This is a genomic window from bacterium (genome assembly GCA_040753085.1).
GTDB lineage: Bacteria > UBA9089 > JASEGY01 > JASEGY01 > JASEGY01 > JASEGY01.
In genome coordinates this window covers 1-12,963 of sequence record JBFMHI010000069.1, presented here as the reverse complement: position 1 = coordinate 12,963, position 12,963 = coordinate 1, and the positions used below count along the sequence as shown (strand labels likewise).

Below are 12,963 nucleotides of genomic sequence, written 5' to 3'. Positions count from 1 at the left end.
GTCCCCCATGTCCCCCCAAAAATGCCGATCTAATACGTTGTCCTAACCAAATAACACCTGAAAATTTCCTGTCGCTATCTGCTCTTGGTTAAATTTAACTGCAATTTTGCTACAAATCACTTCATCTTTTAGACGCAAGCTCTCACACTAAAGCGAACCGTCCCAAATTTTCAATATTTATTTGTACGGCGATATTGAATGGCGATTGACTGCCAAAATTTAATTCGGCAATATTTTTAATCCTAACCAGTCCTATCGAATATATGGCAAAGGCCTTGTTCTCCCGGCGCCTGATATACATATCTCTCAGTGTATACAAAAAATCCCGACTGATATCGGCGCGGCGGCTGAGCCGTGCGAGCGGAGGCGAGCTTGCTCGCCGATGCGAGCATCGGCTCCAGCCACTTGTTCGGCCGCCGCGAGCGTAGCGAGCGAAGCCGAACAAGCGGGCGAAGCCCGCCGCGCCGTTCAGCCGACCGCGAAGCGGTCAGCTGAACTATTACTTATATGGGAAATGGCTGCTGGCAATAAATCTCTATCTGAGATTGGATTGGAGTTATCAAGGCGGGGAGTTAAATCACCTAAGGGGCAGGAATGGCGAAAACAGAGTATTTCAAATATTGTTAAGTGTTCTTTTTATAAGGGTTATGTGCAGTATTCAGGAGAACTTTACAAAGGAACGCATCCTGCGATTGTAGATGAGAACCTCTGGGAAAAAGCGAATAAACTTGTGACCGGCAAAATCCCGGGACACAGGTTCATAAAAAAACCAACTGAGTATAATTATCTCCTGAAAGGACTGCTAAAATGTCCAAAGTGCAAGAGCCATTATATTTCACTATCCTGCGTTAATCGTTCAAAACAAAGATTCTTTTACTACATTTGTGGTCGGTCAAAGCAGGGACTTGGCTGTAATATGCCTGAAGTATCTGCGACTGTGTTTGACCAGGCACTTATTCAGTATTTTAAGAAAGCATCCAATGACCAGGAAATATTAATCAAGGCTATTGGCAACGCCATTCTGGATGCACAAACAAAACTTGAAAATCTTGAAAAATTGATTGCTGAACAGGAAGGACATCTGGAAGCTGCCAAGAAGGAAGCAAAACGATTGCTTGATTTAGCGTTACATGGAACTATACCGGAGGGAACAACCTTTAAGACTAAAATGGCAGAGCTGGATGCGGAAATATTGAAACTCGAAGATACTCTTGGAAAACTTCAGGCACAGAAGAGCGTAGCACAAATGAATGCTAATTCTGGACAGTTCTTATATTCAAACATAAGGTTTGCTTTAAAATATCTTGACCAGGCACCACCTGATGCACAGAAAAGCCTAATCCGGGCCTTAATCAAAGAAATCTGGGTTTATGAAGACAGGATTGAATTGCAGATGTATATAAACCAACCTATAGAAGATACCATCCCATGGAACATGCCTCCCGTACCTCAAGAAGGGACTATAAATGGAAAACGCCTCGCTGAAAACAGCGAAGCGTTAACCTATTTAAAACCAAGTTCGTCTGGGCGTCAAGTCTGGCTCCTCGGGTAGGACTCGAACCTACAACAACTCGGTTAACAGCCGAGGGCTCTACCATTGAGCTACCGAGGAGTGTTAAATTAAACACTGAGTCCCTTTTTTAAGATGTTATAAGGTATTATAAGAGTTATCTTGCCCTTTGTCAAGAAAAATTTTGACGCTAAACTCGGCCTTTCGCCTTCTGAGTTTTTTGTCAGAACAGATGGCCGTAAGTGAAATAGAATCTCCTGTCTTCTTTACTTAAGCCATAATCGAATCTGAGGATAAGATCAGGAAAGGGGGTAAATCTGAGACCTATACCCTGGTCGTTTTTTAGATCAGAGAGCTTTTTTTTCTCTTGGTGGGTCCAGGTTCGTCCTAAGTCAAAGAAAATAACCCCATCAATTTTTAATGGACCAAGGGCGGTGGCCCAGGGATTTCGTGTTTTGGCTGAAGACCTTCCTCCCCCAAACTTGAAAAGTTCCATTCGATATTCAGCATTCAACAAGAGAGAGTGATGCCCTACAAACCGGCCCCGCTCATAACCCCGCATGCTGGACGCGCCCCCTAACTGAGGTTGTTCATAAAAAGGGGCTGCCGACGTGGCGTTTTCGGTCAAGAGGCGAAGGGCCAGAACCTGTCCCCGGAAGGGGTTGAAGAATCTCCTTAAATCAAGAGAAACCTTAATAAAGGAATCATCCGCTCCCAAGGCCTCGGAAGAGAAATCAGCTATCATCTCCCCATAGAATCCGGTAGTTGGTGATAATTTATTTTTACGGACATCGTAGCAAACTCCAGCGCCAAGGCTTATGGTCTTTCCTCCCCATTCGGCTAAAAGATTGGAATTAGTGTCATCCACTCTATGGGTAATAAATCTCCCCTTCAACTGAATTCTATCTCCCACAGGAACGCCCCAGTCGACCTTTATCTTTCTCTCCTTCCGGTCAAATTCATCTACCCTCTGATCTCTGGCAAAAAGTCCCCATTCACCCTGCTGGTATGAAAAATTCAGATCAAGCGCCATAGCGCTATCAAGAAAATGAGGGTCTTCCACGGATAAGTCTATATAACGGTCTTCGGCATATAGTCCTTTGAGGGTGCCCCTCTTTCCTGAACCAAAGAGATTTCTTTCCAGGGCGAAAAGGGCAATCCCCACCCCACCCAGATTGGGATTATCCGAGCTGTAAGTAATTCCTGGAAAAATATCCCAACTTCGACCCTCAACTACCTTCACTTCAAGTAATACCTCAAAGGGGAGGTAGAGCGATCTGGGCTTTAGGCTTACCGAAGAGAAATATCCCCCTTCTCTCAGCCTGCGCCTGCTTTTGATCAGTTCTCGTTTATTAAGGATATCGCCAGGTTTAAGGGATATATCCCGGCGAATAACCGCCTCTTTTGTCTTATGGTTGCCTTCGATAACAATGGCCTTAATAATAAGAGGTTGAGTGGAGGGATAGCCAGGAGACAGCCTAACAGATAAAAGGAGGATGAAAACTGATAGTAAGGCACGGCGCATCAGCTTTTTTTCTTTCTTCCTTTGCGAGAGATTACTTCAACCTCAAGAGATTCTGCTATCTTCTTTACCTTGCTGCTTATCTCTAATCCTAACACAAACCTCTTTGATTTGATAGCCAGTTGTTCATCCACAAAGTCTGCCTTCTTGATAAATAGATATATATCCTCCGGATCAAAGGCGTACTTTATCTCAAAGAGAAAGTGTGTTCCATTTGATATATACATATCCACCTGAATCGGCACGTTTGGAACACCGAAGACCTTTCCCTCTTCGTCCATAATGGTTAATCCTCTTACATTCCGGGCGTCAATATTTCTCCATTCAAGCTGTTTCTCAAATATAGACAGGATAGTCTCTTCCAGATTTATTCCCGATCTTCTTCCCAGGCTGCCGACAGCCGCCTTCACTTCCTTAATCTGGATATCCATGGCGTCTAACCTTTTATCCACCGCATCAAACCTTCTATCTATCGCCTCCCGGTAACTCTGAAATTCCTTTCTATCCGCTTTAAATTGGCGGTCGCGTTCTTCTTTTTCAGCTTCGAGCTTGCGGTCGAGCTCCTCTTTTTCAGCTTTGAGCTTGCGGTCGAGCTCCTCTTTTTCAGCTTCGAGCTTGCGGTCGAGATCCTCTTTTTCAGCTTTGAGCTTGCGGTCGAGCTCTTTTTTCTGGGCTTTGAGCTTGCGCTCGAGTTCCTCTTTCTGGACTTTGAGCTTGCGCTCGAGTTCCTCTTTCTGGGCTTCGAGCTTGCGCTCGAGTTCTTGTTTCTGGGCTTCGAGCTTGCGGTCGAGTTCTTCTCTCTCCGCCTTGAACCGGTGCTCACTCTCCTCTCTCATAGCCCTTATTTCAGTAAGCATTTCTTTAATCTCGTCCTTAACCTCATCCTTTCGCGCATACTCCTTAGAGAGGATGACATATAGCTCGCCTTTAAGTTCAGGATGCCTCTCCAATGCCGTAGGGAGCGTTTTTAATATAACCTCTGGATGGTATTCCAGAAATGCTAATATATCTTTCTCCAATTCAAATGATTGCATAGCCATTTCTTTTTTATTTTACAAGAGTTGAATTTAAATGTCAAGCAATTATTTTAAAGTTTCACTCAAACTCGGTCGATAAGAATGATAAGGATAATTGTCGAAATTTTTCTTGTCTTTTTTCCTATTAGAAGGTATAATGTAAATAGAATTATGAATCACACAGGTAAACTGATCCAACTCGGGCTTATCATGGCCCTTTTATACCTGCCTCTTTTTCCCTCTGTTGGGCAGACCGATGCAGGCTCTCAGGATTCTAATTTAACAGAGATACAAATCTCAGACTCATTTTCTTTTGTCCCCACGGATATAAAGCAACTGCGTAAGAGATTGGGTTTGGAGCCGCCGCCACTGCCTGAGCCCAGGGAGCAAGGCAGCCTGGGACTGGGGCTTAGTCTGGGCTTAAGCGAATACAGGGGAGATCTGGGTGGTGGAACCGTTAAACCATGCCGCGAGTTTCACTTAGAGTATCAATGGGATGAATCTCCTTATGCCCTTAGGGGAGGGATCGCCAGGAGAGAGCTTAAAGACAGGGCCTTCTCGACGTCGATAACTTCCCTTGACCTGATTACCTTGTATCAACTGAGAAAAATAAAGAGGATTACGCCTTATCTCTTGGCCGGTTTCGGATGGCTGAGTTTTGACGGCAGGAACACGGAAGGGAAATCCGAATCTTCCGGTACAGTAATTATTCCCTTAGGAGGAGGCGTTTCCTATCCAATCAGAGATAGACTAAAACTGTATCTGGAGGGTGGATACCACCTTACCGCCAGCGATCAATTGGATCGGCAAATTCTCAAGGGTAACAACTCCGACGGGTACTGGCGCATCATCCTGGGAATAACTCACTATCCGCCTGAGAAGTTTCGAGTTTCGCCCTCACTTTGTGGATACGCCGCGTTTCAAGAGGAACCAGAAGCGATTACTACTTCAGACACTACAACGGTGGAAGGTGAACGGCGGATTACGGATTCCGAACCAGGACCGGTTACTATCTCAGATATCGAACCAACCACTTCGTCAGTGGCTATTCCACCAGGTGAAGAACCGGCCAGCCCTGTCCTACAGGAAGCTGAGAAGTCCCCAATTCCTTCGGTCGTGGCTCAACCAGGTGAAGAACCGGCCAGTCCTGTCCTACAGGAAGCTGAGAAGTCCCCAATTCCTTCGATCGTGGCTCAACCAAGTGAAGAACCGGCCAGCCCTGTCCTACAGGAAGCTGAGAAGTCCCCAATTCCTTCGGTCGTGGCTCAACCAGGTGAAGAACCGGCCAGTCCTGTCCTACAGGAAGCCGAGAAGTCCCCAATTCCTTCGGTCGTGGCTCAACCAAGTGAAGAACCGGCCAGCCCGGTCTTACAAGAAGCTGAGGAAGAAGCGGCTCTAACAGCCCCACCAGACAGTGGAGCACTCTTCCCACCTCCCGCTGCACCGGAACCCGAAACTCCGGGCACCCCCGAAGTGGGGGCGAAACTCGAAACTGAAGACAGTGGAGCAGTTTTCCCACCTCTCGCTGCACCGGAACCCGAAACTTCGGGCACCTCCGAAGTAGGGGCGAAACTCGAAACTGAAGACAGTGGAGCAGTCTTCCCACCTCCGGCTACACCGGAACCCGAAACTCCGGGTACCCCCGAAGTGGGGGCGAAACTCGAAACTGAAGAGAGTGGAGCAGTCTTTCCACCTCTCGCTGTACCGGAACTTGAAACTCTGGGTACCCCCGAAGTGGGGGCGAAACTCGAAACTGAAGACAGTGGAACAGTCTTCCTACCTCCCGCTGCACTGGGACCCGAAACTCCGGCTACCCCCGAAGTGGGGGCGAGACTCGAAACTGAAGACAGTGGAACACTCTTCCTACCTCCCGCTGCACTGGAACCCGAAACTCCGGCTACCCCCGAAGTGGGGGCGAGACTCGAAACCTTAGAGGCGAAAACCCCCGACAGCAGCCCTCAACAACCGAAAGAAGCTCCTCAGATAGCCAGACTCCCGGGAGAACCAAGACCGCCTCTGCCGGCGCCAGAATCTAAACCGATGAGTCTGAGCGAACTTACCGAAATAAAACTGCCTTTTGAGTCTCAGCTTAAGATTAACGCTAACTTGAGCTTAAATGCCAGCTTCGGATATGCCCAATGGACCAAAGATAAAAATAGAGAAGCCAAGCCAGGGATTGGATTTTCCAGCGGCCTCTCCATTGATCAAAACATCACCGCCGGCGTTAATGGACAAATTGGAGAAAGGGTTAAAGTTAATCTTGATTACAATCCCAAGGCCACGATAGCTAAAGACAAGACCAAGATTTCCATTGCTTATACCGGTGAACCCCAGGAGGTGGTTCAAGAAGCCTCTTTTGGAGATGTTAACCTTACCATGCCTACCCAGTTTATCAAGTATAGCAACAAGCCGGTCTTTGGCCTGAAAGGGACGGCCAAACACAAGGATTTTACCTTAATGGCCATAGGCAGTCAAACCAAAGGAACCTCTAAATGTAAAGAGTTCAAGGGAATAAAGGCCAAGATGGAGACCATAACCAAAAGTGACGGGAGCTTCCAGAGACGAAAATACTATCAGCTTATGGCCGAAATATCGGCCGAGGAGCGGGCTGATTCCCTGCCTATTATTCAGGATTCCTTAGAGGTGTTACTCGGCAACCAGACTCGCCAATTCTATGAGGATCATCCTGATAGGACCACCGAAAAGATAACGGCCAGACATTGGGAAGATAAAGACGTTTTTTTAGGTAACTTTTACCGTTTGATCCCTGGAGAAGATTATATAGTTGATTACAAGACCGGGATACTTACCTTTAAGCGGAATATCTTCGAGGGGGATGTTATGGCCGTTTATTTTAAGACTAAGGACGGCTGGGAATATGGAACAGCCTCATCTCCCATCCTCATCAAACAGACTACGGAAGCAGGTTACCAGAAGACTAATCTGTATGAGGTCTATGAGCTGAGAAATCGTTTTCTTCTGGGGTCAGAGGTAAAGTATCTCAGCGCTTCGGACTTAACGGTCGAAATCAAGGACAATAAGGATAAGACTTATTACGACGCTAATAAAAGTGAGAAAAAAGAGCCTGATGAAGAATCTTATTTCAGGATCTTTGGTCTGGATAAGGATAATGATGGGCGGATTGATAAAGAGGCCCTGGAATACCTTCGGGATGAGGGACTACTTGTCTTTCCTGAACCAACCCCTTTTGATCTGACTGATGCCAACTCTACCGGCAATCCCTTTTACCAGGCGCATCGAAATGATTATACTTCTCAAGAGTGGACGAAGCTTTCTCACCGGAGTATCTACCGAAATTATACCCCCCCCCTGGAAGACGAACCCGGCTATTCCATTATCATCTCTTACGAAAAAGCAGGCAAGGCTTATACTTACTCTCTTGACCAGATGAATATCGTTGAGGAATCCGAAAGCGTCTATGTAGATGGTGAACCCCAAAAAAGAAATATAGATTACCAGATCAACTATGACATAGGCCAGATTACCTTTCTCCGTGATGAGGATATTAACGAAGGCAGCAAGATCAGGGTGTGTTTTGACGCGGCTGGTTTTATCGCCAAGAAGGAAAACCTGGTAGGTTTGAGGGGAGAATATAAACCGGCCGAGAGTTTTTCCCTTGGCTCGACTTACATTTTCAAAGGAACTTCTGCCGACAATGATGTCCCCAAGGTTACGGCCACTACCCCCCGACTTCAGGTTCTGGATATGAACAGCCAACTAAACGCTGTCCCAGGACTGACCCAGGCCCTTAACTCCCTTAATCTGCCGGCGGCCAACCGCTTGACCCTTACCGCCGACGGTGAAGCCGCCGCCTCTTTTTATACCCCGTCTGTCTATGAGAAGGAGGTGGCGATTATTGACTCCCTTGATGGGGGTGGAGGGGCCTCGCCTTTTTCCAGAAGAGAGTATGACTGGAGTCTGGGCAGTCTGCCCTTTGGTAAAAGGGCGATGCTTCTCTATAAAGATGAAGACGAATCTTATCACAAACCTTATTCGGAAAGGCCCGGTCCTTACGAAAAAAAAGATTACGGCCCGGTTCAAATATTAAACAAAGAGGAGGATACCACCCAGAAAACAGAGTATTTGCTGGCCCTGGCTTATAATTCGCCGGAAGACGGTCGCTGGGTATCTATTATGCGCTGTATTAATCCGGATGGCGTCGATTATTCTAATAACAATTATCTTAAGGTCTGGGCCAAAGGGCTTGAGGAGGGGGAGGAACTATGGGTTGATCTGGGCAAGGTTAGTGAAGATGCCGATGGCCAAGGAGGCTATCAGGAATCCGTGCTGGATGAGAAGGGAGATACTATCTGGAATATCGGCGACCCTAAAACTGAGCAGAGGGATAAAGATAGAACAAATATCCTGGATAAAGAAGACATTGGTTGGGAATTTGTTGACCAAGACAATAGCGCCATAACTCATGTGGGCGCCGGTAACTACAATGATAAGAAGACACCGGACAGTGAAGACCTTGACGGACGGGGGGGATTGAATACAGAAGAGTCCTATTTTTCCTTTCAGCTTACGAATGGAACCGAGCCTGATGAAAATGGTTGGGTCCTTTACCAGATCCCACGGACATTAGCGGTGGTAATGACAGACACAAAGCCAGATTGGACCGCCGTGAAATATATTCGTCTCAGACTCAAATGTAAGGCAGGTGATAGAAGAGACACCCCTGTCCTGATCCAATCTATCGAAATGGCTAAAAGCACCTGGATTGAGGAGGATACGGCTAAAATCTTCCTCTCGGACAAGAACAATGAAGCCAATCCGAATTACCAGACCACCTACGAAAAGCAATTACTGAAAGATGGCTGGTTCAGGGACCTGGATAAGGATACGGATAAAAAAGATGGGGCTCTGGTGATAAACTATCATCTGAAGGGGAATGATAGTAGTTATTGTTATCGACAGTTGCAGTATCCTTACAGTGACTACCAAAAATTGGTCTTCTGGCTTTACCGGCCAGCCGAGACAAGGTCGAATACCAGCTTTCATTTTCAATTCGGAACCGAGAAAGATGATAACTTCTTCCGTTATACCTTTCCCTTATCAGGTTTTCCTGAAGAGTGGAAAGGGCAGGCCTTGGTAAATATAACCGATATGCAGGGCAGTTCCACATGGGACTTCCCGGCAGGAGAATGGCGGCGGGTGATCATCGACCTTGACCGGCTCAGGACATTAATGCAGGATTTAGCCGGCACCGGAGGTTTTTCCTTAGGCAACTCTTCCTTTGATTATGATCGCCACGGCCTTCTTATCAAAGGTAAAAAACCTTCCCTGTCAGACATTAAACACCTCAAATTGATGGTTTCAAATGACTCTGGTGCCGAGGCCTCTGGAGAAATCTGGGTTAATGAGATTCACCTGAGGGAGTTAAGTGAGGCCGTGGTTAAACCTACAATGGCCTTTAGGTTTGGGATAAAGAGCGGCTTTGATGGCTGGGGGATCCTTAACTGGGACAGTGATTATTTAGGAGCGCAATTTAAAAGCATCGGGGGACCGGCTGAGGGTCCCCAGCGCAAGGTGAATAATAACCTGAATGGGCGAGTGGATCGGATAAAGTTTATGCCTTTGGACTGGAGTTGGAAGCAAAGCAGGGGCGCCATCGATCCGGACCGGGTGACGGATGTCACCGGCGCTAATGTAGATGAGAGCCTGGCCGAAAGCAAAACAGTGGGATTCTCCTTTACGCCTGCTCAAATACCCAGCCTTGATCCACAAAGCCCTCTCCTCAAATGGATACCCACCCTCTCTAAAACAACTTACACCCAAGCAGATAACACGACATTTGAACGGGATACAGGCAAGAAAAAAGAGATCGGCTCCACTAAAACACTAACCGGTGGAAATATTAGTTTCCCTTTAAAATGGATGCCGACTGTCACTAACCCAAGTTACACTCAGACAGATAAATCTAATTTAAAATGGGATACAGGTCAGCCCAACAATACTAATTGGAGCAAGAAGATAACCGGGGGAGTCAGTCTCCCTTTTGGGAAATGGACCCCTACACTTTCCACCACCTATGATCACACGAATAATACTGATTACACCGATACAGGTGAAGAAAAGAGCGCTACCGAGGAGGAAAAACTAACCGGGCAGGTGACCTTCCCTAAATACAATTATAGTTATATCTTCCCCAAACGCCTTCTGGGTATACCAACCGGCCACAGTCTTTCCTTTAACACCGATCACAACTATAGCTATAACTATAATAAAAACTGGAAGAAGAAGACTATTGACAGCAGCCTCAGTGACAGTGACACCATTGATCAGGTCGATCATACCGTTACCGGAAGTCAATCCTTCAGCCTCAAGTTTTCACCGGTTGTTTCTCTTTCGAGTAATTTTTCTCTTGATTTAAGCCAGAACTATATAGATTCTACCAGGCGCAGCCAGGGCTTTGAACCTTACAAATATGGGATTAAGTTTAACTTTGGAACCAATTTTCCTTTCCTGCCGGATTTAGATCCTTCTTTTAGCTTCAATGGATCTTATGATGAGACCTATACAGACCCCAGGACGGCCGACCCGGCCAAACGAAACAAGGATACGGTCAACACCTTAACTAACCTGACTTTTTCCACCAAAAGAATCGATCCTAGAAAATGGTGGGATAAACTTAAGATCTTCGACGGCGACTATACTTATAAACTCGATGTAAAGGCAGCTTACAAAGATATGCCTGACACCATTGGATTATGGTCGGACGCGGCGCGTGTCTACAAGGATTATTACCGGGGAAGATTCCTTTCGGGGTTTAAAACGACGGATGAGCTTTCCGACTACCGCAACAGCGGTTCCGTCACCCGCAATCATACCATAAATACCAACTGGTACTTAGGGATAAAGCGCATCACCGCATGCAGTCTGAAGGGGAATTCAACCAGGACGGAAAGTGAATCAAAAGGGACAGTTACTTCTGAGGATAATAATAGCTTGGAGGGCAATATCAACCTGGAGGTCCTCTCCTGGGTCAGAAAGCTTCCTTATGTTTTGAAGAAGGCCGCCGGTTCAAGTCTGAATCTCTCTGATAAATTGAGCCGGAATGAGAAATTTTCCCGCAGTGTGACCACTGCCCGTTCCTCTTCGCATACGCCGTCCATAAAATGGAGCCTGTCCTGGCCCAATAACCTGTCGTGTGACACCAATATGAGCTGGAGCCAAAGCAAAGATCATCTAATAGGGAAAAAAACAGCGGAAACTTCTTATTCCTGGAATGGAACTCACAAAACCATTATTAAGAAACCCGGGGAAGTCAAAATGCCAGGATTGGGAGTCATAAACCTTAAAAATGATGTCAATTTGACTTCTGCCTTAGGGTGGCAAAGACAGAGAAAAGAGATTAATGGCAAGGAGAATACCAAGACCCATGACCTTACCTTGAACGTAACTGGCGGTTACAGTATTCAAGCAAACGCCAATGGCACTTTAAAGATAACCGGGAAATATCACCACGACCAGCTAAATAGCCACGAGAGCTATTACGGATTACAGTTCGCTTTCGACTTTAAATTCCATTTTAAATAGGGTCACTATTCAGCCACGGATGGACACGGATGAAACACTGATTTCTTTTATATAAGTCGTTTAACTTCAAGTTCTTCTTTTCCAAAATTGGTAAGTAAGCCTACTTCTTTTTTTGTGGCTTTTAATTATTTTATCCGTGCTAATCCGTGGCCGAATAGTTACTAAATAGTGTCACCTGACCCTTACTAAGAGTAGGGGAGTAAGCCGAGCGCCTCTAAACCCTGGCCCCACCCATTACCCCTCTCTTGCCCCCCTACGCCCCCTACGCCGGGCTGACCTGTTACCTTCTGGAATGGCCCAAATTCTTGAATGCCCATTAGTTAGCGACTATTAGGAAGCCAAGGATAAATTGATTGACAGGTAAAAGAAAGCATGCTAAGATATATTGAAAAGCTCAATTAGGTGTCAATGACCCGAAGGAGGGGAACAATATGATGGTGGAGATGATTTCCATCAGTGAGGTGAAGAAAAATCTAAGCGCTGTAGTCGATAAGGTAGAGAAAGAAAAAAAGGCCTATCGGATAAATAGAAATAGTCGCGCCGTGGCGATGATTGTTAATATAAATGAGTATAATACCTTACTTCAACAGCTTGAGGACTTAGAGGACATTCGGGATATGTTAGAAGCCCAAAAAGAACCAGGACGACCATTTGAGGAATATACAGCTATCAGAGAGAAAAAACGTGCATAGGTTATTCATCAGGCAGAGAGCAGAGAAGATATTAGATGATATGGCTGATGATGATTATTATCGGGTCAAAGAAGCGATCCTGAAACTTCGTCAATCTCCTCGACCAAGAGGTTGCGAAAAGTTGATTGATGATATTTACAGAATAAGAATCGGTGATTGGCGAGTCATTTATATGGTGACCGACAAAGAGAGATTGATAGATATTGGCAAAATAGATAGAAGGTCTGAGAAAACATATAAAGGAATAAAGAGACTTTTTACTTAGCGTCAGAAAGTAAAACTTGACCACTATAATCCAGTAGCTTTTCCCGAATGGCACCTTTACCTTTGATTTTCATCGGATAACCCTGGCCCCACCCATTACCCGCCTTTTGGCCCCTCTACGTGGGGCTGACCTGTTACTTTCTGGAAAGGCTCAAGTTCTTGAATGCCTCTTATGTGGTTATCAGGAAACCCTTGGTGGCCTACTATTATTTGGACACTACCGGCAAAAGAAAAAAAAGTTGACAAGAAGAGTTAGTTAGGTATATAATAAGGTAACTACTCAGCCACCACATATTGATTTTGAAGCTTACAGAACACAATATATTGTGGTTCGTCTCCTTTTATAGGTTGCATAGAAAGCCGTTTTTTAGGAATTTTAGCTAACTTTTAAACACC

The 12,963-nt window shown here is 45.8% G+C and carries 6 protein-coding genes and 1 tRNA gene; 4 read left to right on the top strand and 3 right to left on the bottom strand.

The window, feature by feature from the left end; translation table 11 throughout:
- The first annotated feature begins 514 nt into the window (after positions 1–514).
- Complete coding sequence (locus AB1797_08420; protein ID MEW5767632.1) at positions 515–1,552, top strand: recombinase family protein; 1,038 nt, start codon at positions 515–517, stop codon at positions 1,550–1,552.
- On the opposite strand, the gene AB1797_08415 is transcribed toward AB1797_08420, so the two are convergent.
- The 3 genes from AB1797_08415 to AB1797_08405 all read right to left on the bottom strand — a co-directional run bounded on the left by AB1797_08415 (position 1,538) and on the right by AB1797_08405 (position 4,072).
- A tRNA-Asn gene (locus tag AB1797_08415) sits at positions 1,538–1,612 on the bottom strand. The two genes, AB1797_08420 and AB1797_08415, sit on opposite strands and share 15 nt — an antisense overlap.
- A 121-nt stretch (positions 1,613–1,733) precedes the next feature.
- Positions 1,734–3,035 (bottom strand): BamA/TamA family outer membrane protein, encoded by a 1,302-nt coding sequence (locus tag AB1797_08410; GenBank protein MEW5767631.1) that lies wholly within the window; start codon positions 3,033–3,035, stop codon positions 1,734–1,736.
- Positions 3,035–4,072, bottom strand: coding sequence for a hypothetical protein (locus tag AB1797_08405; GenBank protein MEW5767630.1), 1,038 nt, complete (start codon positions 4,070–4,072; stop codon positions 3,035–3,037). The genes AB1797_08410 and AB1797_08405 overlap by 1 nt, the downstream gene beginning before the upstream one ends.
- A gap of 78 nt (positions 4,073–4,150) precedes the next feature.
- On the opposite strand from AB1797_08405, the gene AB1797_08400 reads away from it, so the two are divergent.
- From AB1797_08400 to AB1797_08390, 3 genes are all read left to right on the top strand, one after another.
- Positions 4,151–11,611 carry a hypothetical protein gene (locus AB1797_08400; protein MEW5767629.1) on the top strand — a complete coding sequence of 2,487 codons (7,461 nt, stop codon included), beginning with the start codon at positions 4,151–4,153 and terminating at the stop codon, positions 11,609–11,611.
- A gap of 431 nt (positions 11,612–12,042) precedes the next feature.
- The gene (locus tag AB1797_08395; GenBank protein ID MEW5767628.1) at positions 12,043–12,303 is read left to right on the top strand and encodes a type II toxin-antitoxin system Phd/YefM family antitoxin; all 261 of its coding nucleotides are present in this window, start codon (positions 12,043–12,045) and stop codon (positions 12,301–12,303) included.
- A complete protein-coding gene (locus AB1797_08390; protein MEW5767627.1) occupies positions 12,296–12,568 on the top strand; it encodes a type II toxin-antitoxin system RelE/ParE family toxin in 273 nt (90 codons plus the stop codon). Before AB1797_08395 ends, AB1797_08390 begins: the two co-directional genes overlap by 8 nt.
- The last annotated feature ends 395 nt before the right edge of the window (positions 12,569–12,963 follow it).